Origin of the sequence: Aeromonas sp. sif2433 (assembly GCF_019218705.1) — a bacterium.
In the GTDB taxonomy this organism is placed as follows: domain Bacteria; phylum Pseudomonadota; class Gammaproteobacteria; order Enterobacterales; family Aeromonadaceae; genus Aeromonas; species Aeromonas encheleia.
The window spans coordinates 209984-230996 of sequence record NZ_JAHUXD010000004.1 but is presented as its reverse complement, the minus strand read 5'-3'; the positions used below and the strand labels follow the sequence as shown (position 1 = coordinate 230996).

Here is a 21013-nt window from a genome sequence, read left to right as displayed (position 1 = left end):
TTTTGGAGAGATTGGATGAAACTCAACAAACTGGCCGGTGTGATCGGATTCACCGCAGCAACCCTGTTTTCTGTCAGCACTCTGGCTGCCGGTGTGGATAAAGACCTGCCGGAATACGCCCCGACCAGCGGCATCTCGGGCAACCTGTCCTCTGTCGGCTCAGACACCCTGGCCAACATGATGACCCTGTGGGCCGAAGAATTTAAGCGCATGTACCCCAACGTCAACGTGCAGATCCAGGCCGCCGGTTCTTCTACCGCGCCGACCGCACTGACCGAGGGCGTCGCCCAGTTTGGCCCCATGAGCCGTGCCATGAAGGCCGGTGAAGAAGAGGCATTCGAGAAGCGTTACGGCTACAAGCCGACCGCCATCCGCGTCGCGGTCGATGCCCTGGCCGTGTTCGTCAACAAGGACAACCCCATCAAGGGGCTGACCATGCCGCAGATCGACGCCATCTTCTCCAGCACCCTCAAGTGCGGCGAAGCCAAGGCCGCCACCAAGTGGTCCGATCTGGGTCTGGATGGCAGCTGGTCCAGCAAGGATCTGCAGCTGTTCGGTCGCAACTCGGTATCCGGTACCTACGGTTACTTCAAGGAGCACGCCCTGTGTAACGGCGACTTCAAGAGCGGCGTGAACGAGCAGCCGGGTTCCGCCTCCGTGGTGCAGTCCGTCTCCTCCTCCCTGAACGGCATCGGCTACTCCGGCATCGGTTATGTCACCTCAGGCGTGCGCGCCGTGCCGCTCTCCAAGGATGGCAAGACCTTCATCGAGGCGACCTCTGACAACGCCATCACCGGCAAGTATCCGCTGTCGCGCTTCCTGTACGTTTACGTGAACAAGCACCCGAACAAGCCGCTCTCCCCGATGGAGCAAGAGTTTGTGAAGATGATCCTCTCCAAGGCCGGTCAGACCATAGTGGCCAAGGACGGTTACGTGCCGGTCCCCGCCAAGGTGGTCCAGGCCGACCTGAAGAAGCTGGGCCTGATGTAAGCCATCGCCTCGCCAGTACAGAACAACGAGCCCCATGCGGGCTCGTTTTTATTGGTGCCATGGGATCTTTTTGGTCGCATGTCATGGCTGCCGGCTTGCACCGGACGACGGCATTCCCGAAAATAGGGCAACTTCAAGGTAAAGGATCCCTTCATGCGCACCTCTTCTCTGTCCAAAATCGGTCTGGTGGCTCTGTGCGGTTCGCTGCTGGCCGGCTGTGCCCAGTCGCCGACCGGCCGCAGCCAGATGCTGCTCTTCTCCCCCCAGCAGATGAACCAGCTGGGGGCCGACTCCTTCGATCAGATGAAGAAGCAGGAGAAGGTGAGCAAGGATGCCAGGCTCAACGCTTATGTCTCCTGCGTGGCCAAGGCGATCACCGCCCAGGTGCCGGCCAGCTACGGCATCACCAGCTGGGAGGTGGTGGTGTTCGACTCCAAGGAGGTGAACGCCTTCGCCCTGCCTGGCGGCAAGATCGGGGTCTACAGCGGCCTGCTCAAGGTCGCCAAGAATCAGGATCAGCTCGCCACCGTCATCGGTCACGAGCTGACCCACGTGCTGGCCCAGCACTCCAACGAGCGTCTCTCCCGGGATCAGTTGACCGGCATAGGGCTGGCGGTGGCCGATGTGGCTCTGGGCAGCAGCCAGGGCGGCGGTGCCACCATGGCGGCGCTCGGACTCGGGGTCCAGGTGGGGATCACCCTGCCCTATGGCCGTGAACAGGAGAGCGAGGCCGATCGGCTTGGGCTGGATCTGATGGCCCGTGCCGGCTTCGACCCGGCCCAGGCCATTCCCCTGTGGCAGAACATGAGCGCGGCCTCCGGTGGCAAGGCGCCGCCGCAGCTGCTCTCCACCCACCCCAGTGATCAGAACCGCATCGCCGAGCTGCAAGCCCAGCAGGCCGAGGCGCAGCCCCTGTATCAGCAGGCCCGTGCCGCAGGTCTGACTCCTCAGTGCAAGGCATAAGTCTGCGCATGGCCCGCCCCGCTGACGCTGCCGCCATGACGGTGATGCAGCGGGCCAGCTGGCTGGCGGCCTATGGCAAGGTGCTCGGGGAGGCGCCGCTGACCCGGTTGGCGGTCACCGCGCACCTGCGGGTGTGGCGCCACCGGCTCGCCGAGCCCGGTCCCCATCCCATGCTGCTCTGCCTGGGGGAGCTGGTCATCGGCCTGCTCTATTGGCAGCCGGCGCGGGAGGGGGAGCTGACGACGGCCCGCATCCTGGCGTTTTACCTGCATCCCGACCATTGGTGCCGGGGCCACGGCAAGCGGCTGTGGCAGGCGGTGGCGATGCAGATGCGCCGGGAAGGCTGCGAATGCGTCAGGTTGTGGCTGCTCGATGGCAACGACATTGGGGAGCGCTTCTACCAGCGGCGCGGCTTCATCTTCGATGGCCAGGAGCGCACCCTGCAGAGCTTCGGGCAACCCTGCCTGCAGCGACAAATGTTCCGTTTGCTTTGAGCTGGCTCCCGTTTTTCGCCTCCGGTCACTTTATTTTTTTTGCGAATTAATACAATGTGCCCCTTCTGGACAGACTGAGGTGACCCGGTTCACCGGCAAGGGAGTGTGGGCATGTATTACGGCTTTGATATTGGCGGCACCAAGATCGCCTTCGCGGTCTATGACGGCGGCTTGAATCTCTGTCACGAGGAGCGCATGAGTACCCCGGGTGACGACTATCAGGGATTGCAGCAACTCATTCTCGCCAGGACCCTGGAGGCCGACGCCCGGTTTGGCACCAGAGGGGCGGTCGGCATCGGTTTTCCCGGCATCCTCAATCGCCACGATCGGAGCATAGTGGCCGCGAACCTGCCCGCCATCCATGGCCGTCATCTGGGAGCGGATCTGGCGACCCTGCTGGGTCGTACCGTCAGTGTCGACAACGACGCCAACTGCTTCCTCTGGTCCGAAGTGCAGCAAGGGGCTGCGGCCGACGCGGAGAGCGCCCTGGGGGTGACCATAGGCACCGGCATCGGCGGCGCCGTCTATCTGGCAGGCAGGCTCATCCAGGGACGCAACTGGCTGGCGGGGGAGATAGGCCATTACCCGCTGCCGGCCACCATCCTGATGAAGTATCCCGACCTGCCTCGTCCTCGCTGCGGCTGTGGCCGCCTGGTCTGTTTCGAAACCTATGCCTCCGGCACCGGCCTGGAGCGGCTCTATCATCATTTCCACGGCGAGCGGGCCAGCGGCCACCAGATCGTCGCCTGCGCCGATGCCCGCGAGCCCAGCGCCCTGGCGGCCATCGACTGCTGGCTGGAGATCATGGCCGCCGGTCTCGCCACCGCCATCTCGGTGATCGACCCCGAGGTGGTTGTGCTGGGGGGTGGCCTCAGCGGCCTGCCCGCCCTCTATGAACAGTTGCCGCAGCGCCTGCCCGGCCATCTGCTGCCCGGCGTCGCCCTGCCGGCGATCCGCCAGGCCCGTTTCGGCGGTGCCGGCGGGGTGCGCGGTGCGGCCCTGCTCAATTTATGAGATCAGACACAGGGTCTGATCTCCCCGGAATAAGGAGTCTTCATGACCCGTCTTGAAATCTGTATCGACAACCTGGAATCCCTGTTTACCGCTCAGCAGGCTGGCGCGGATCGCATCGAGCTCTGCTCTGCGCTGGGACTGGGTGGTCTCACCCCCTCCTATGGCTTCATGCAACAGGTGGCGCGCCACGCGACCATCCCGGTGTACGCCATGATCCGCCCCCGCGCCGGGGATTTCTGTTTCAGTGCCGCCGAGTTCGAGCTCATGCTGCTGGATGTGGCCGCCGCCCGCGCCGCCGGCTTGCAGGGTGTGGTGGTGGGGCTGCTGGACGAGGCCGGCAGGGTGCCCGCCGCCTTGCTCCAGCAGCTGGTCGATGCCGCCGGTCCCCTCGGCGTCACCTTCCATCGCGCCATCGATCTCAGCTCCAACTGGCGCGCCGATCTGGAGACCATAGTCGCGGCCGGCTGTGAGCGGATCCTGAGCTCTGGCCATGCGCCGACCGCCCTGGCGGGTCTGGAGACCCTGCAGGCCATGCAGCAGACGCTGGCGGGCCGCGCCAGCCTGATGCCGGGGGCCGGGGTCAATGCAGACAACGTGCGCACCATCCTCGAGTTCACCGGGGTGAGCGAGGTGCACATGTCCGGCATGGGCTGGCGCGGCGGCATGGTGCCTCACGGCGTCAACATGGGGACCTCGGACGACGGCCGGGTCAATATCACCGACGGCGCCAAGGTGGCGGCGGTGCGGGCCCTGCTGGACCGTGTCTGAGAAGAGAGTGACGCGGCGGCATGGTGCCTCTCTTTGCCAAGGTGTCAACATGGGCACCTCGGACGACGGTCGGGTCAATATCACCGACGGCGCCAAGGTGGCGGCGGTGCGGGCGCTGCTGGACGCCTGACGAGAGTGGTTAGCTCTTGAGGAGATCGCCGCCAATGGGCGGCGTTCGCCTCCGGCTGGTGTGAACTCTCTCCCACCGGCGGGGAAATCAGGGCCGGCGCCGGCAGCACCCCGGGAAAAAGTCTGATATCATCCCGTCTCTTTTACATGCCTCATTACTTGGATCTGGAGCTACATCTCAATGTCCCAATACGACTCTATCGAACAGAAGGCCAGCTATGGCATCGGCCGCAACATGGGTGATCAACTGGCGCAGCAAGCGTTCGCCGGTCTGGATATCCCGGCCCTGCAACAAGGTCTGGCAGATGCCCTGAATGGTCTGGAGTTCGCGGTCAGCCGTGACGATATCAACGATGCCTTCCAGGTCATCACCGCCCGCATGCAGGAACAGCAGGAAGCCGTTGCCAAGGCCGCTGCCGGTGAAGGCGAAGCCTTCCTGGCCGACAACGCCAAGCGCGCCGACGTCAAGGTGACCGACTCCGGTCTGCAATACGAAGTCATGGTGGAAGGCGATGGCGCCGTGCCGGTGGCCGGTCAGTCCGTGCGCGTGCACTACCACGGTACCTTCACCCACGGTGGCGTGTTCGACAGCTCAGTCGCCCGTGGCGAGCCGGCCGAATTCCCGGTGACCGGCGTCATCGCCGGTTGGGTGGAAGCGCTGCAGATGATGCCGGTAGGCTCCAAGTGGAAGCTCTACATCCCGCACGATCTGGCCTACGGTGCCCGTGGTGCCGGCTCCATCCCGCCGTACTCCGCGCTGGTATTCGAAGTGGAGCTGCTGGACATCCTGTGATCCGGCTGGCTTGATGCAAACGGCGACCCTTGGGTCGCCGTTTGTTTTTGGGGCCTCGGGGCCGGGCAATGGGCAGATGCCCGAGTTATAGTCAGGGCTTCTCCCAGGAGAGCGACCATGGCAGCCATCATCGAGGTCATCGACCTTATCAAGCACTTTCCCGGCGTCAAGGCGGTGGATGGCCTCAGCTTCGCCATTCCCGCCGGCAGTTGCTTCGGCCTGCTCGGGCCGAACGGGGCGGGCAAGACTACCACCATAGAGCTGCTGGAGGGGATCCTCACCCCGGACAGCGGCCAGATCCTGTTTCATGGCGCCCCCCGCGGCCCCGATTACCGCTCCCGTATCGGCATCCAGTTCCAGCACACGGCGCTGCAGGATTTCCTGACGGTGCACGATACCCTGCGTCTGTTTGCCAGTCTCTATCCCAATCCCCTGTCGCGGGAACTGCTCATCGAGCTGTGCGCCCTCGGCGAGTTTATCGATCGGGACAGCCGCAAGCTCTCCGGCGGCCAGCGTCAGCGCCTGCTGCTGGCGCTGGCGCTGCTCGGCGATCCCGAGCTGCTGTTTCTGGACGAACCCACCACCGGGCTGGATCCCCAGGCGCGTCATCACTTCTGGCAGCGTATCGAGGCGATCAAGGCCCAGGGCAAGACGGTGGTGCTCACCACCCACTACATGGACGAGGCGCAGCAGCTGTGCGACCGCATCGCCATCGTCGACCACGGTCACCTGCTCAGCCTGGATACGCCGGCGGCCCTGCTGGCCCGCCACTTCGACGGCGTGCTGGTGCGGCTGATGGATCACCCGGCCCTCGCCACCCTGGGCCATCCGCTGCAGCGCCATGGCGATCAGGTGGAGCTGAGCTGTCCCGACGTGGCGGCCCTGCTGCCGAGACTGCTCAGCCTGGGGGTGCCGCTGACCGGCATGCAGGTACGCTCCCCCAATCTGGAGGATCTCTTCCTCTACCTGACCGGCCACAGCCTGAGGAGTGGCTCATGAGCGGCTCGATGAAGCGCATAGGTGCACTCTTCCATGCCCGCAACCTCGAGGATCTCTTCCCGCAGCGGGTCGGCCATAGCCTGAGGAGCGGCGCATGAGCGGCTCGATGAAGCGCATAGGCGCACTCTTCCATGCCCGCAACCTCGAGTTTGTGCGGGACAGGGCGGCGTTGATCTGGAACCTGGCCTTCCCACTGCTGCTGGTGATCGGCTTCTCCCTCATCTTCTCCGGCCCCCCCAAGCCGCTGGTGCAGATCGGGGTGCTGGGGGCGCTGCCCGCCGCCTACCAGCCCCTCGGTGCCATTCCGCTGCTCAAGCTGATCCCCTATGAGGACGAGGGGAGAGGGCGGCTCAAGGTGCGCCACCATCAGCTGGATCTGCTGCTCTCGCCGGCGCAGGGTCGCTACTGGGTCAACCCGGATGCGCCCCAGGGGGCCATGGCGGAGTATTTGTTGCGCCAAGCTGTGCTCATGCCGCTGCAGAAGGAGACCCTGAGCGGCCAGGCCATCCGCTATGGCGACTGGCTGCTGCCCGGGGTGATCGGCATGAACCTGATGTTCTCCGGCCTGTTCGGGGTTGGTTTCGTCATAGTGCGCTATCGCAAGAACGGGGTGCTCAAGCGATTGCGAGCGACCCCGCTGTCGGCGGCCGAGTTCCTATGCGCGCAGCTGCTGTCGCGTGTCCTGATCACCCTGGTGGTGAGTCTGCTGGTGTTTCTGGTGGCGTACTGGCTGCTCGGCGTCCCGCTGCTTGGCTCGGGCTGGTTGCTGCTGCTGATCGCTCTGGCAGGTGGCGCCGCCATGGCTTCGCTCGGGCTGCTCATCGCTGCCCGCATCCAGAACGAAGAGCTGGCGAGCGGTTTGCTCAATCTCATCAGTCTGCCCATGATGTTCTTATCCGGCGTCTGGTTTTCGCTGGAAGGCTCTCCCCCCTGGTTGCAAGCGGTGGCGGCGCGTTTGCCGCTCAGTCAGATCATCGATGCGGCCCGCGCCGTGATGCTGGAGGGAGCCGGTTGGCAGGAGGTGGCTGGGCCATTGGCCCAGGTCGTCCTGTTCGCCCTGGTGTGTGTCACGCTGGGGGCCGCGTTGTTCAAATGGAGTGCAAAATGAAGTCAATGTGGTGGTTGCTACTGCTGGTTGCCACGCTGCCGGTGAGCGCCGGTACCCTGCGTTGCAAGAGTACCCTGCTGACCGAGGGGGATACCACGGCCGAGCTGCTGATCCGCTGCGGTCAGCCGATGCTCAGGGAGGACCTGACCCGTTACGAGGAGAACGGCTTTGGCGCCAGGATGACGGTCAAGTATGCCGAGCGCTGGACATACAACTTCGGCAAGAGCGAGTTCATGCAGTTTGTCACCGTCGAGAACGGCGTCATCACCGAGATCGAAGATGGCCCGCGCGGCGGCTGATCCCCTGGCCGCCCGGCTGCATTATCACAGAGCCAGTGCGGGCAGGGGCCAATGGTACCCCCGCCTATGGCGTCCCCTTGAGCCGGAAAGCCACAGGGCCATCGGCCCGTCCATCCCTGCCTTTCAGGGTCACGGCTCCCTGTGTTGGAGCCTGCTGACAGAAATCTGAGCTTAATGAATCTGTTATGAGGCCACTTCGTTGCCCCACCACGGTGCAGTCGCATTTTGTCGAAAAAATAATCCTCATGGAATGAATGGCCTATGACAGCAGGCTATTTGGTCGATAAGGGTCTATTTTCTATTCAAATGGTGCACCGCGAGCGGTTTAAACATTTTGTGCTGTTGCACCAGAAGTGGGCCAGGTTGCACCGATTGACAGGTTTTTAACCGGCTGGATAAGCTGCAAAAAGCAGAGAAAACCAAGGCATCTGATGAGGTTTGGGGTGCCAACTTTGAATCAAACCACAGGGAAGAGTGACATGAAGCAGATACACAAGGCAGGTATGGTGATAGTGCTGTCGCTGACGGCGGCCAATGTCTGGGCGGATGGGACCCTGGACGCAGTCAAGAAGAAGGGGTTCGTGCAGTGCGGGGTCGGCGATGGTCTGCCCGGATTCTCCAACCCGGATGCCAAGGGCACCTGGACTGGGCTGGACGTGGACGTCTGCCGCGCCGTCGCCGCCGCCGTGCTGGGGGATGCCGGCAAGGTCAAGTATGTCTCCCTCACCGCCAAGGAGCGTTTCACCGCCCTGCAATCCGGTGAGGTCGACCTGCTTTCCCGCAACACCACCTGGACCCTGACTCGTGACGGTTCGCTGGGCCTGACCTTCGCCGGCGTGAACTACTACGACGGCCAGGGCTTCCTGGTCAACAAGTCCCTCGGGGTCAAGAGCGCCAAGGAGCTGGACGGCGCCGCTGTCTGTATCCAGTCCGGTACCACCACCGAGCTCAATCTGGCGGACTACTTCCGCGCCAACGGTGGCATGAAATATACCCCTGTGGTGTTCGATACCTCGGATCAGACCGTCAAGGGATTTGAGGCGGGGCGCTGCGACGTGCTGACCTCGGATCAGTCCCAGCTCTATTCGCTCAGGATCAAGCTGTCCAAGCCGGGAGAGGCTGTGGTGCTGCCTGAGGTGATCTCCAAGGAGCCGCTGGGCCCGGCGGTGCGGCAAGGGGATGAGCAGTGGTTCAAGGTGGTGCGCTGGAGCCTCTACGCCATGCTCAATGCCGAGGAGGCGGGGGTCACCAGTGCCAACGTGGACGAGATGCTGAAATCCACCAATCCGGACATCCGCCGTCTGCTGGGGCTGGAAGAGCCCAAGGGCGCCGTGCTGGGGCTGGATGACAAGTGGGCCTACAACATCGTCAAGCAGGTCGGCAACTACGGCGAGTCGTTCGATCGCAACGTGGGGGCTGGGTCTCCGCTCAAGATCGATCGTGGCATCAACGCGCTGTGGAACAAGGGGGGCCTGATGTATGCCCCGCCCATCCGCTGAGTCGATGAACTGCCGGGGGGCCTGGCCCCCCATTTCCCTCTTGCCTTGGCCTTGCCGGAGTCATCCCTATGGCGTTACATGCACCGAACCAGAGGAAAGAACAGGGCCGCTGGTGGTATGACGCGAAGGTACGGGCTCTGATCTTCCAGTGCCTGGCCGTTGCGGCCGTGATCGCGTTTCTGTTCTACATCATCAACAATGCCCTGACCAATCTGGCCACCCGTGGCATCACCACCGGCTTCGACTTTCTGGGCAACACCGCCGGTTTCGGCATCTTGCAGAGCCTGATCCCCTACGACGAGACCTATACCTTCGGTCGCACCTTCGTGGTCGGCCTGCTCAATACCCTGCTGGTGTCGGTGCTCGGCATTCTGTTTGCCACCCTGCTCGGCTTCGTGCTCGGGGTGGCCCGGCTGTCGAGCAACTGGCTGGTGGCCAAGATTGCCACCGTCTACATCGAGACCTTTCGCAACATTCCGTTGCTGCTGCAGATCTTCTTCTGGTACTTCTCGGTGCTGCGCACCTTGCCCTCGCCGCGCCAGAGCGTAGAGCTGGGAGAACTCGCCTTCCTCAATGTGCGCGGCCTGTATATCCCCAAGCCCCTGTTCGAGGATGGCTTCGGTTATGTGCTGTGGGCGCTGCTGCTGGCGCTGTTGGTGAGCTGGGGCCTGCGTCGCTGGGCCCATCGCCGCCAGGAGCTGACTGGCAGGAGCTTCCCGGTCTGGCTCTGCTCCATAGGCCTGCTCATCCTGCTGCCCCTGCTTACCTTCCTGCTGGTGGGGAGCCCGCTCTCCTGGAGCATCCCGACCCTGCAGGGCTTCAACTTCAGGGGCGGGCTGACGGTGCTGCCCGAGCTGGCCGCTCTGCTGCTGGCGCTGACCATCTACACGGCGGCCTTCATCGCCGAGATAGTGCGCTCCGGCATCCAGGCCATCAGCAAGGGGCAGACGGAGGCCGCCTCCGCGCTGGGGCTGTCACCCACCAAGACCCTGCGGCTGGTGGTCATTCCGCAGGCGATGCGGGTCATCATACCCCCGCTCACCAGCCAGTATCTGAATCTCACCAAGAACTCTTCGCTGGCCACCGCCATCGGCTATCCGGATCTGGTCTCGGTGTTCATGGGCACCACCCTCAACCAGACCGGGCAGGCGATCGAGGTGATCGCCATGACCATGGGGGTCTATCTGCTCATCAGTATCACCACCTCGGTGCTGATGAACATCTACAACCGCAAGATGACGCTGGTGGAGCGCTAGGGAGGCAATATGTTTGTGAATGAGTTGCAAGAAGCGCTGCCGCCGCCCAGCAATCGTCGAGGGATCCTCGCCTGGATCAGGCAAAACCTGTTCCCCAACTGGTGGAACGGCCTGCTGACCCTGGGGCTGGCGTACCTGCTGTTGCCGGCTATCTGGTCCGCGCTGGATTGGGCCCTGTTCTCGGCCAGCTGGCTGGGGAGCAGCCGTGCCGATTGCGTGCAGGGAGGGGCCTGCTGGATCTTCATCGAGAGCCGGCTGGGGCAATACCTCTACGGCTTCTACCCGGTGGATCAGTACTGGCGCATCAACCTGGTGTTTGCCGGGCTGGCCGGGCTGCTGGCGTTGCTGATCTGGCCAAGGACCCCCCGCAAGGGCTGGCTGGCGATCTTTACCCTGCTGGTGTTCCCGGTCATCGCTTTCCTGCTGATCCACGGCGGAGTCGGCCTCGAGGTGGTGGAGACCAACCGCTGGGGCGGGCTGATGCTGACCCTGGTGCTGGCGGTGGTGGGCATAGCGGTGGCCCTGCCATTCGGGATCCTGCTGGCATTGGGGCGCCGCTCCCACATGCCGGTCATCTCCAGCCTGTCCACCGTCTATATCGAGTTCTGGCGGGCGGTGCCCCTGATCACTGTGCTGTTCATGGCCTCCGTCATGCTGCCACTGTTCATGACCACCGAGGTGGAGCTCGACAAGCTGTTGCGGGCCCTCATCGGCATCATATTGTTCCAGTCGGCCTATGTGGCCGAGGTGGTGCGCGGCGGCCTGCAGGCGATCCCCAAGGGGCAGTATGAGGCGGGGGATGCCCTTGGGCTTTCCTACTGGAAGGTGATGGGGCTCATCATCATGCCGCAGGCCCTCAAGATCACCATCCCCTCCCTGGTGAACACCTTCATCTCCCTGTTCAAGGACACCAGCCTGGTGCTGATCATCGGCCTGTTCGATCTGCTCGCCATCTCCAAGGTGGCGTTGGCGGATCCGGCCTGGCTGGGATTCTCCACCGAGGCCTATGTGTTCATCGCCATGATTTTCTGGATGTTCTGTTTTGGTATGTCCCGCTACTCCATCTATCTGGAGAACAAGCTCAACACGGGTCACAAGCGTTAGGAGTGATTGCAAGATGACAACAGAGATGATGGCCGCGCTCAAGGCCGCCTATCACAAACGGCATGGCGACTGTCATATGCAGCGCAATATCGCCCGACAGGGGTGGAATGGGGAAAAACGGATAATGGGAGCACAGAACCAGCGCTCACAAGAATCGGGAGTAGCTTCAACATGACAACGGACACCGTGGTTTCACTCAAAGACGTCAACAAATGGTATGGCGAGTTTCATGTGCTGCGAAACATCAACCTGCAGGTGGGCAAGGGGGAGAAGATCGTCATCTGCGGGCCATCCGGCTCGGGCAAGTCCACCATGATCCGCTGCATCAACCGGCTGGAGGAGCACCAGAGCGGCGACATCCTGGTCAGGGGCACAGTGCTCACCTCGGATCTCAAGCACATAGAGACGGTGCGCAAGGAGGTGGGGATGGTGTTCCAGCACTTCAACCTGTTTCCCCATCTGACCGTGCTGGAAAACTGCTGTCTGGCCCCCATCTGGGTCAAGCAGCTGCCCCGCAAGGAGGCCGAGGAGATCGCCATGACCTTCCTGCGCCGGGTCAGGATCCCGGAGCAGGCGCTCAAGTATCCGGGTCAGCTGTCCGGCGGGCAGCAGCAGCGGGTGGCCATCGCCCGCAGCCTCTGCATGAATCCGCAGGTCATGTTGTTTGACGAGCCGACCTCGGCGCTGGATCCCGAGATGGTGCGCGAGGTGCTGGATGTCATGGTGGAGCTGGCCCATGAGGGGATGACCATGCTCTGCGTGACCCACGAGATGGGGTTTGCCAAGCAGGTCGCGGATCGGGTGATCTTCATGGACAGAGGCCAGATCATCGAGGAGAACGTGCCGGATCAGTTCTTCGACCATCCCCAATCGGAGCGCACCAAGCTGTTCCTGTCCCAGATCCTGCAGCATTGAGCGCCGACTGCTGGGCGCGATAAAAACGCCCGCACGATCGGTGATCGGCGGGCAAAGACGTACATGGAAGCAGACTACCAACGGAAAGGAGTATGTCAGCCCGGCAACAGGGCGGTGGTGCGCAGATCGCGCACCGCCAGGTTGATCTGCCGGGCCAGGCGCAGCGCCTGATGGCAGCTCAGGGATTTCAGATCGATGATCCCGCCCTGAAACTCGAAGCGCCCCAGCGCCTCTATCATGAAGCTACCGTGATGGAAGCTCTTGATATAACGGGCAATCTGGCGTGGAGACAACTGCTTGAACACCTTCATGGCAAAACACCCTGTTGCTTGGACAGGGCACACTATGCCGCGCTCCCGTGACACTGATGTGACATTTTATAAAGGGTTGTATGAATCCTTCTTTCGGCGTTATCGCCCCCTGCGGGGCGGCGCGCCGGGCCGTGAAAAAAGGGTGCCTCGGCAGGCCGCTGCCCCGATATACTGCGGGTCATCGATGAGTTCAATGAAGGTGTCGCGAGTGGAGTGGGTGGACGTAGTGGATGCGCAGGATAGGGTGATCGGGGTCGCCGAGCGGGCCAAGGTGCGGCGGGAGAATCTGCGCCATCGTGCCAGCTATATCCTGGTGCTCGATGAGGCCGAGAGAGTGCTGGTGCAGCGCCGTACCCTCGGCAAGGATTTCTGCCCCGGCATGCTGGACGCCTGCGCCGGCGGCGTGGTGACCCATGGTGAGCAAATGGAACCCTCCGCCCGGCGCGAGCTGGCCGAGGAGCTGGGCATCCGCGAGGTGGCGTTGCAGGCGTTTGGCACCTTCTACGCCGAGGGGGAAGGCTATCGGGTCTGGGGCGGGCTGTTCAGCTGCTGCTATCAGGGGCCGCTGCAGCTGCAGGCGGAGGAGGTGAGCGAGGTGCACTGGATGAGCCTGGCCGAGATAGGGTTGCGGGCCGACGAGTTCACGCCGGATTCCCTGCTGGCCATCGCAACCTGGCAGGCGCGGCGGCACGGGTGAGGGGGGCGACGTGAGCCGCCGAGTTCACCCTGGATTCTCTGCTGGTCAACGCGGCCTGGCAGGCACGGCGGTACGGGTGAGCCGGTGTCGCCTCCTCCAGGGTTGGAGTAGACTGAGACTTCTTCCCTCCACTTAAGGACGAGACATCATGATCACTGTCGGCCAATCCCTGCCTGCGGGCGAATTCACCTTCCTGACTGCCGAGGGCAAGCAGGTGCAGGACAGCCAGGCCCTGTTTGCGGGCAAGAGAGTGGTGCTGTTCGCGGTGCCCGGCGCCTTCACCCCCACCTGCTCCAATGCCCATCTGCCCGGTTACGTGGTGCTGGCCGACCGGTTCAAGGCGCGCGGGGTCGATGCCATCTATTGCCTCTCGGTGAACGACGCCTTCGTGATGAGGGCGTGGCAGGAGACCCAGAATGCCGAAGCCATCACCATGCTGGCGGATGGCGACGGCAGCTGGACCCAGGCCCTGGGCCTTGCCAAGGAGACCGGCGCCTTCGGTGGCCTGCGGGCGCAACGCTTCGCCCTGATCGCCCAGGACGGCGTGGTGCAGCAGCTGTTCGTGGAGGCGCCGGGCAAGTTTGAGGTGTCCGATGCCGAGAGTCTGCTGGCCGCGCTCTGAACTGTTAATCATTGTTTGATTTCACCTTGAAATAGCAAGGCGGCTCGCTACACTGAGCCCACTTTTGGATGGAGCCAGGCTAGCAGCCTGGCTCTCGTGTTTGCAGTCGATGGGATAGAAGAATATGACCCTGGCTTTTGTTGCCCTGATTGCCGGACTGGCGCTGCTGGTCTGGAGTGCGGATAAATTTGTGGACGGCGCCGCCGCGACCGCCCGTTATGCCGGCATGCCACCGCTGCTGATCGGCATGGTGATCATAGGTTTTGGTACCTCGGCCCCGGAGATGGTGGTCTCCGCGCTGGCGGCGGCTCAGGGTAACCCTGGGCTGGCCCTCGGCAACGCCTATGGCTCCAACATCACCAACATCGCGCTGATCCTGGGTCTGACCGCCCTCATCAGCCCCATCGCCGTCTCCTCCCAGGTGGTACGCAAGGAGATCCCCATCCTGCTCGGCATCACCCTGCTCTCCGGTGCCCTGCTGATCGATGGCCACCTGGGTGGCACGGATGCGCTGATCCTGGGGGCCGTGTTCCTGGTGCTGATGGGTTGGTCCATCTGGGCCGGCATGACCGGCAAGGGAGATGCGCTCGATGCGGATATCGCGGACGATATCAGCAGCGAGGGCATGTCGCTCAAGCGCGCCATCGTCTGGCTCCTGGTTGGCCTGGTGCTGCTGATCGCCGCCTCCCGCCTGCTGGTGTGGGGCGCGGTGACCATAGCCCAGGCGCTTGGCATCAGCGATCTGGTGATCGGCCTGACCATAGTGGCGGTGGGCACCTCGCTGCCGGAGCTGGCCTCGTCCCTCATCGCCATTCGCAAGAAGGAGCACGATCTGGCGCTCGGCAACGTGCTCGGCTCCAACCTGTTCAACACCCTGGCCGTGGTCGGCATCGCCGCCGGCATAGCGCCGCTGGATGTGGACTCTGTGGTGCTTTCCCGTGACTGGAGCCTGATGATGGGGCTGACCCTGCTGCTGCTGATCATGTGTCTTGGCCGCAAGGGGCAGGGGCGGATCAACCGCTGGGAAGGGGGCCTGCTGCTCGCTATCTTCGTGGCCTATACCTCCTGGCTGCTGGGTAGCCAGTTCCTCTGATGCCAGAGTGACGCAGGGATAGATACGAAGAGGGGGAAGCATTTGCTTCCCCCTCTTGTTTGGTGCAATCCAGGCCGGATCAGGCCACCGCCACCAGCTTCTGCTTCTGGGCGCTGTCCAGGATCAGGATGCTCGCCTTGGGGAAGAAGTTGAAGGTGGAGGCCGAGGCCCAGGTGTAGGCCCCCATCACCCGACCGATGACCAGCTCGCCGATCGCCAGATCCGGCAGCATGATGCCGTCGCGGATCACGTCCACGCTGTCGCAGGTGGGGCCGGAGAGCACCGCATTGTGCAGTTCGCCGTGGGCATAGGGGGTGCTCACCGGGTAGGTGACGTGGTCATAGAGCTGACCGTTGTAGCTGCCGTAGAGGCCGTCATCCAGGTAGTACCAGATCTTGTCACCGCGGTGGGCCTTGCCCATCACGCTGGACACCGAGGTCATGGCCGGCGCGCTGATGAAGCGGCCCGGCTCGGCGATCTTCTGCACGGTGGCGGGTAGCTTGGCCAGCGCCGCGCGGATCGGGGCGCAGAAGCCGTCGATGTCGAACTCGCCGCCCTCATAGTCCACCGGGAAACCGCCGCCGATGTCCAGCACCCAGGGCTTGAGCCCGAGATCCCAGGCCTGCTCCATGATCTCGCGGCAGGCGTCGATGGCCTGCACGTGGCGACGGGAGTGGGGGACCTGGGAGCCGACGTGGAACGACAGCCCCATCACCTTGATCCCCTTGGCCTGGGCCAGTTGCAGCAGCGGCAGCGCCTGCTCCGGGGTGCAGCCAAACTTCTTGGAGAGATCGACCTTGGTCTCCGGGTTCGGGAAGCTGACTCGCAGCAGCAGCTTCACCTCGTCCTTGTAGGGAATGAACTTCTCCAGCTCCAGCGGGTTGTCATAGACAAACACGGTGCAGCCGAACTCCAGCGCATAGCGGATGTCGCTGTCGCGCTTGATGGGATGGGTATGAATACAGCGTCCCGGGCGAACCCCTTGGCTGCGCACCAGATCCACTTCGCCATTGGTGGCCAGATCGAAACAGGCCCCCTCTTCCTTCAAGACAGAGACCACCGCCTCATGGGGCAGGGGCTTGAGTGCATAGTGCAAGCGCACATCGGGCAGGGCGGCGGCCAGGGCCCGATACTGTTTGCGGACGGCTGCCTTGTCGAGCAGCAGCAGGGGGGAGCCAAATTGTTCAACCAGCTGACGGTAGTCTTGTGCGATCAGGGTCTCGTTCATTCTGTTTTGAAAGTCCTTAGGGGGCAGGTCTGCCCTAGCCTTGGTTTGTTGAGACGGCAGCGGCCGGCTCAGGCGAGTGGTCCGGAGGGACCCACCAGGCACAATGCATAACTCCTCGGCAAAGTGCTTAGTTATGCGCCGGATTATCGGCTTATTGCGTTTCTGTGCAAGCATTTTGATTGGATATGTTGGCAAGTTTTTCTGGTCGAGACGAAAGATGCTGTCGATATGCAACGAGGTGGCGAAGCTGTCTCGAGAATGGGTCGAATGAAACTCGGTAAGCTGTTGATAGTTAACGAACAAGTAACATTCTTCTTGATGCTGGTGCTAGCGGAAAAAAAGCGCGGCCCCGGGCGGCCGAGCGGGAGACAGCTCACAGTTTTTGGATTACCATGCCCGCTTCCTAATCCAAACTAGTTCGGATGAAGGTAGCAGGAGAGCGATGGGGGACCATCCACCGAAGAAGTGAATCTTTCAGGTACCGGGCAACCGGTGTGGACTGCTACTGGACGATACTCTGGAGAGACCCGTTAGATCGGGCGCCGAAGGAGCAAGGCACCATGACTGCATCGCAGGCAGGTGTCGGAAACTCTCAGGCAAAAGGACAGAGGGGATGGGATGGTTGTACCTGGGCTTGGCCCGCATCCGATCACCTCTGGCGATCGCGACACCTATGGGAAGATCATCCTTCTCCTCCTTAATTGTTGTTTTTTAAGGAGGATGCATGTCATCAATTCAATCGGCGTTAACCGCCATCGATAGCTTTATCTGGGGTCCGCCCCTGCTGATCCTGCTGGTCGGGACCGGTGTCTATCTCACCCTGCGTCTGGGTTTGCTTCAGGTCGTGCGCTTGCCGCTCGCCCTGCGACTGGTGTTTGGTCGCGATCAGGGCCATGGCAAGCAGGGGGATGTCTCCAGCTTCGCCGCGCTCTGCACCGCGCTATCCGCCACCATAGGCACCGGCAACATAGTCGGGGTTGCCACCGCCATCAAGCTCGGCGGCCCGGGTGCCCTGTTCTGGATGTGGATGGCGGCCCTGTTCGGCATGGCGACCAAGTACGCCGAGTGTCTGCTGGCGGTCAAGTATCGCCAGCAGGATGCCAACGGCCAGATGGCGGGTGGCCCCATGTACTATCTGGAGAAGGGGCTCGGCTCCAAGCCGCTCGCCAAGCTGTTCGCCCTGTTTGGCATAGGTGTCGCCTTCTTCGGCATCGGCACCTTCCCCCAGGTCAACGCCATCTCCGACGCCATGAGCCTCTCCTTCTCGGTGCCCCGCGAGGCGACCGCCGTGGTGCTGACGCTGATAGTGGCGCTGGTGACCCTGGGGGGCATCCAGTCCATCTCCAGCGTGTCGAGCAAGGTGGTGCCCTTCATGGCCATCTTCTACATCCTCGCCTGTGCCGGGGTGCTGGTGAACAATGCCGGCGCCCTGCCGGAGGCGGTGATGTTGGTCATCAACAGCGCCTTCACCGGCCATGCCGCCACCGGCGGCTTCGTCGGGGCCGGCATCATGCTGGCGATCCAGTCCGGGGTGGCGCGCGGTGTCTTCTCCAACGAATCCGGCCTCGGCTCTGCCCCCATAGCGGCGGCGGCGGCCAAGACGGATTCCTGCGTGGAGCAGGGGCTGGTCTCCATGACCGGCACCTTCATCGACACCCTCATCATCTGCACCATGACCGGCCTGACCCTGGTGGTCACCGGCGTCTGGAGCGGGGACCTTAGCGGTGCCGCCATGACCAGCGCCGCCTTCGCCCAGGGACTGGATGCGCAGATAGGCCAGTATCTGGTGAGCATAGGGCTGCTGTTCTTCGCCTTCACCACCATTCTCGGCTGGAACTACTACGGCGAGCGCTGCACCGAGTACCTGTTCGGGGTCAAGGCCATCAAGCCCTACCGCCTCATCTATCTGGTGCTGGTGGCGAGTGGCGCCTTCCTCCATCTGGACATGATTTGGCTGCTGGCCGACATCGTCAACGGCCTGATGGCGGTGCCGAACCTGATCGGCCTCATCGGCCTGCGCCACGTGGTGATCGCCGAGACCCGCGCCTACTTCAGCCGGGATCTGGATGTGGAATCCGAGCCCCAGACGGCCTGATTCTCTGTTGGTGCACCATGCTGACAGCCGAGACCCTGGTCTATTGCTTCAGCCGGAACCAGGATACCGAGTCGGAGCCCGAGCCGCAGACGGCCTGAGCCTGTCTTTGCTCCGTGCAGGAAATGACAAAGCCACGACCCCGGTCGTGGCTTTTTCGTTGGCGTCCTAGTGGTTAGCTCTCCTGCCCGTTGGAGAAGGGCGGGGGCCTAGCCGCCGATCAGCAGCACCTGCAGCCGCCGCCGGACCTGCGCCACCAGCTCCTCGGGACTGCCCTGCCAACCGATCTGCTGTGCCAGCGTGGTGGAGGTGCCGGGCAGGAAGCGCAGCTCTCCGCCCGCCAGCTCATAGAAGCGGCTCGCCATCCGGGTTCCCTCGTCCAGATCCCCCGCCACCAGCAGCATGGCCTGGGCCAACACGGCGCCGCCGTGATCCTGGGCCGGCGCCAGCCAGCGCTGGGCGGTGCCGGTGATCTTGCGACCCCCGATCACCAGATTGTACTGACCGTCGCAAAACGAACCGGGCACGAAGTCGTAGCCCCCCTGCAGGCCATAGTCCGCCAGCAGGGCCAGCAGCGGCGCCCCCAGCAGTTGGTAGTAGTGGCCAAGATCCGTGGTGGTGCGCGGCAGCAACAGGGAGAGGTTGAGGATGCCGGCGCCGTGGGGCACGGCAGTGCCGCCGCTGTCGCGCACATAGACGGGCCAGCCCTCGGCGGCGAGTTGCTCACAGGCGCTTTGATAGTGGGGCAGCCGCATGTCCTTGCGGGTGACGATGAGGCACTGGGGCGCCTGCCAGAGGTGGGCACCGGCCTGACCGTGGCGGGCGCAGTCGCGCAGCCACTGCTGCTCCTGGGCCAGCACGAGATCGGGGGGCTGGGGAGTGGATGGCGTATCAGGTGTCGGGCTGAGCAGGGAGTAGGGCATGGCGGCCTCCGGCGGCAGTGGTGCCAGCACAGTACCCGCGAGGAGGGGCAAGGTAAAGCCCCGCACGGCGGGGCTTCAAGGGGAGGAGGTCTGACCCGATCAGCGGCTGGTGTTGGCGCGAATGGGCAGCAGCAGGTTCATGATGATGGCGGTCAGGCCGCCGGTGGCGACGCCGTAGGAGAGCACGCTTCGGGCCAGCTCCGGCAGGTGCTGCAGCACCTCGGGCACCTGCGCCACCCCCAGCCCCATGGCGATCGACACCGCCAGTATCATCAGGGCGCGGCGGTCCAGCTCCTCGCGGGAGATGATGCGCACCCCGGCGGCGGCTATGGTGCCGAACATGACGATGGTGGCGCCACCCAGCACGGGCTCGGGGATCTGCTGTACCAGGCTGGCCACCGCCGGGAACAGGCCGAGCAGGGCCAGCATGGCGGCGATGAAGAGGCCGACGTGACGGCTGGCCACCCCGGTCAGCTGGATGACACCGTTGTTCTGGGCGAAGGTGGACATGGGGAAGGTGGAGAAGACCGCCGCCAGCATGGAGTTGGCCCCATCGGCCAGCACGCCGCCCTTGATCCGCGCCATGTAGACGGGGCCGTCCAGCGGCTCGCCGGAGATGTCGGAGGTGGCGGTCATGTCGCCTATGGCCTCCAGCGCCGTCACCACGAAGATGATGGCCAGCGGCACGAACAGCTGCCAGTCGAAGCCGAGGCCATAGTGCAGGGGGATGGGCACCATCACCAATGGGCCCTCGAAGGTCGGCGCGCTCACCTTGCCCAGCAGCAAGGCCGCCCCATAACCCACCAACATGGCGATCATGATGGCGGAGAGGCGCAGCCAGGGATTGCGACTGCGTTGCAGCAAGACGATGAGGCCGAGCACCAGCAGGGAGAGGAAGAGGTTGCTGTGGCTGGCGAAGCTGCCGTCGGCCAGGGCGCCATAGCCGCCGCCCATGCTGATGAGGCCCACCTTGATCAGAGTCAGACCGATGAGCAGCACCACTATGCCGGTCACCAGCGGGGTGATCACCCGCTTGACCAGATGCAGGAAGCGGCTCATCACCACTATGGTGAGGGCGGCCGCCAGCATGGTGCCAAACAGGGTGCCCAGCAGATCCTCGGTGGGCATGGCGGCCTGCTTGAGGGCGAGGCCTGAGGCGATGATGGGGCCGAGGAAGTTGAAGCTGGTGCCCTGCACCGACAGCAGTCCGGAGCCGAGCGGGCCGAAGCGGCGGGTCTGGATGAAGGAGGCGATGCCGGACATGACCAGCGACATGGAGACGATATAGCGGGTGTCGGCGGCGGGGAGGCCGAGGGCATTGGCGATGATGAGGGGCGGGGTGATGATGGCGACAAACATGGCGAGCATATGCTGCAGGGCGGCGAACAGGGTCTGGGGCAGGGGGGGAATATCGTCGATGCCGTAGACCAGTTCGCTGTGGGCTCGCCTGGGGGGATGTGCCTCTAGGGGGGCGCGCGTGGCGGCTGCCTGTTCCATAAATACCTCAAAAAATGGTGGGGAGGGGGATAAAATTGGGCGCTATTGTAGTGGCTGAGATGGGGCTGACCAGCGCTAATTGAGCGGGATCGGGTTTATTTCTGGATGGGTTGAAACGTTTGCGCGCGGCGATTATGATCCGCCGGTTTGTGTGACGGTGCTCGCCCTCAAATGGTCACTGTCGCATAGGGTTTTGAGGCTGTACGGCGTAGAATGAGC

General features: G+C 63.4%; 22 protein-coding genes and 1 riboswitch. Of the genes, 18 read left to right on the top strand and 4 right to left on the bottom strand.

Annotated features, from left to right (window positions below; genetic code table 11):
• Positions 1 to 15: 15 nt before the first annotated feature.
• The 14 genes from KW825_RS08370 (at position 16) to KW825_RS08305 (ending at position 12331) form a co-directional block, all read left to right on the top strand.
• Positions 16 to 990 carry a PstS family phosphate ABC transporter substrate-binding protein gene (locus KW825_RS08370; RefSeq protein WP_042653999.1) on the top strand — a complete coding sequence of 325 codons (975 nt, stop codon included), beginning with the start codon at positions 16 to 18 and terminating at the stop codon, positions 988 to 990.
• A gap of 153 nt (positions 991 to 1143) precedes the next feature.
• Positions 1144 to 1953, top strand: a complete 810-nt coding sequence (locus tag KW825_RS08365; RefSeq protein WP_218328918.1) for a M48 family metallopeptidase — start codon at positions 1144 to 1146, stop codon at positions 1951 to 1953.
• Positions 1941 to 2447 carry a GNAT family N-acetyltransferase gene (locus tag KW825_RS08360; protein ID WP_218328917.1) on the top strand — a complete coding sequence of 169 codons (507 nt, stop codon included), beginning with the start codon at positions 1941 to 1943 and terminating at the stop codon, positions 2445 to 2447. Before KW825_RS08365 ends, KW825_RS08360 begins: the two co-directional genes overlap by 13 nt.
• Positions 2448 to 2558: 111 nt before the next feature.
• A complete protein-coding gene (locus KW825_RS08355) occupies positions 2559 to 3461 on the top strand; it encodes an ROK family protein (RefSeq protein ID WP_218328916.1) in 903 nt (300 codons plus the stop codon).
• Between the two features lie 42 nt (positions 3462 to 3503).
• Positions 3504 to 4229, top strand: coding sequence for a copper homeostasis protein CutC (locus tag KW825_RS08350; RefSeq protein WP_218328915.1), 726 nt, complete (start codon positions 3504 to 3506; stop codon positions 4227 to 4229).
• A gap of 7 nt (positions 4230 to 4236) precedes the next feature.
• Positions 4237 to 4359, top strand: a complete 123-nt coding sequence (locus tag KW825_RS08345; protein ID WP_371315791.1) for a copper homeostasis protein CutC — start codon at positions 4237 to 4239, stop codon at positions 4357 to 4359.
• A 180-nt stretch (positions 4360 to 4539) separates the two neighbouring features.
• Entirely contained in the window at positions 4540 to 5151 is a 612-nt protein-coding gene (locus tag KW825_RS08340; RefSeq protein WP_042653994.1) for an FKBP-type peptidyl-prolyl cis-trans isomerase, read from the top strand.
• A gap of 117 nt (positions 5152 to 5268) precedes the next feature.
• Positions 5269 to 6150 carry an ABC transporter ATP-binding protein gene (locus KW825_RS08335; protein ID WP_218328914.1) on the top strand — a complete coding sequence of 294 codons (882 nt, stop codon included), beginning with the start codon at positions 5269 to 5271 and terminating at the stop codon, positions 6148 to 6150.
• A 94-nt stretch (positions 6151 to 6244) separates the two neighbouring features.
• A complete protein-coding gene (locus KW825_RS08330; protein ID WP_218328913.1) occupies positions 6245 to 7258 on the top strand; it encodes an ABC transporter permease in 1014 nt (337 codons plus the stop codon).
• Positions 7243 to 7557 carry a DUF2845 domain-containing protein gene (locus KW825_RS08325; protein ID WP_218328912.1) on the top strand — a complete coding sequence of 105 codons (315 nt, stop codon included), beginning with the start codon at positions 7243 to 7245 and terminating at the stop codon, positions 7555 to 7557. Before KW825_RS08330 ends, KW825_RS08325 begins: the two co-directional genes overlap by 16 nt.
• A gap of 479 nt (positions 7558 to 8036) precedes the next feature.
• A complete protein-coding gene (locus tag KW825_RS08320; protein ID WP_042653990.1) occupies positions 8037 to 9056 on the top strand; it encodes an amino acid ABC transporter substrate-binding protein in 1020 nt (339 codons plus the stop codon).
• Positions 9057 to 9124: 68 nt separating this feature from the next.
• Positions 9125 to 10312 (top strand): amino acid ABC transporter permease, encoded by a 1188-nt coding sequence (locus KW825_RS08315; RefSeq protein ID WP_252994820.1) that lies wholly within the window; start codon positions 9125 to 9127, stop codon positions 10310 to 10312.
• A 9-nt stretch (positions 10313 to 10321) separates the two neighbouring features.
• Positions 10322 to 11416: an amino acid ABC transporter permease gene (locus KW825_RS08310; RefSeq protein ID WP_042653988.1), complete on the top strand. Its 1095-nt coding sequence runs from the start codon at positions 10322 to 10324 to the stop codon at positions 11414 to 11416.
• A 171-nt stretch (positions 11417 to 11587) separates the two neighbouring features.
• Positions 11588 to 12331, top strand: coding sequence for an amino acid ABC transporter ATP-binding protein (locus KW825_RS08305; RefSeq protein ID WP_042653987.1), 744 nt, complete (start codon positions 11588 to 11590; stop codon positions 12329 to 12331).
• Between the two features lie 95 nt (positions 12332 to 12426).
• Here KW825_RS08305 and KW825_RS08300 read toward each other — a convergent pair whose 3' ends face one another.
• Positions 12427 to 12642: a DUF1107 family protein gene (locus KW825_RS08300; RefSeq protein WP_218289910.1), complete on the bottom strand. Its 216-nt coding sequence runs from the start codon at positions 12640 to 12642 to the stop codon at positions 12427 to 12429.
• 184 nt (positions 12643 to 12826) lie between these two features.
• Between KW825_RS08300 and yfcD the strand changes: the two genes are divergently transcribed.
• The 3 genes from yfcD to KW825_RS08285 all read left to right on the top strand — a co-directional run bounded on the left by yfcD (position 12827) and on the right by KW825_RS08285 (position 15054).
• Positions 12827 to 13339 carry an NUDIX hydrolase YfcD gene (gene yfcD, locus KW825_RS08295; protein ID WP_371315790.1) on the top strand — a complete coding sequence of 171 codons (513 nt, stop codon included), beginning with the start codon at positions 12827 to 12829 and terminating at the stop codon, positions 13337 to 13339.
• Positions 13340 to 13487: 148 nt separating this feature from the next.
• Positions 13488 to 13961, top strand: coding sequence for a peroxiredoxin (locus KW825_RS08290; RefSeq protein WP_218328911.1), 474 nt, complete (start codon positions 13488 to 13490; stop codon positions 13959 to 13961).
• A gap of 124 nt (positions 13962 to 14085) precedes the next feature.
• A complete protein-coding gene (locus KW825_RS08285; RefSeq protein WP_042653983.1) occupies positions 14086 to 15054 on the top strand; it encodes a calcium/sodium antiporter in 969 nt (322 codons plus the stop codon).
• Between the two features lie 79 nt (positions 15055 to 15133).
• Here the strand turns inward: KW825_RS08285 and KW825_RS08280 are convergent, their stop codons facing one another.
• Positions 15134 to 16282: a type III PLP-dependent enzyme gene (locus KW825_RS08280; protein WP_042653982.1), complete on the bottom strand. Its 1149-nt coding sequence runs from the start codon at positions 16280 to 16282 to the stop codon at positions 15134 to 15136.
• Positions 16283 to 16789: 507 nt separating this feature from the next.
• A riboswitch (glycine riboswitch) is annotated at positions 16790 to 16900 on the top strand.
• Between the two features lie 106 nt (positions 16901 to 17006).
• Between KW825_RS08280 and KW825_RS08275 the strand changes: the two genes are divergently transcribed.
• Positions 17007 to 18377, top strand: a complete 1371-nt coding sequence (locus KW825_RS08275) for a sodium:alanine symporter family protein (RefSeq protein ID WP_218328910.1) — start codon at positions 17007 to 17009, stop codon at positions 18375 to 18377.
• Positions 18378 to 18583: 206 nt separating this feature from the next.
• Here KW825_RS08275 and KW825_RS08270 read toward each other — a convergent pair whose 3' ends face one another.
• On the bottom strand, positions 18584 to 19297 hold the full coding sequence (locus tag KW825_RS08270; protein WP_042653980.1) for a protein ligase: 714 nt from the start codon (positions 19295 to 19297) through the stop codon (positions 18584 to 18586).
• Between the two features lie 99 nt (positions 19298 to 19396).
• A complete protein-coding gene (locus tag KW825_RS08265) occupies positions 19397 to 20794 on the bottom strand; it encodes a nucleobase:cation symporter-2 family protein (protein ID WP_218328909.1) in 1398 nt (465 codons plus the stop codon).
• Positions 20795 to 21013 lie beyond the last annotated feature (219 nt).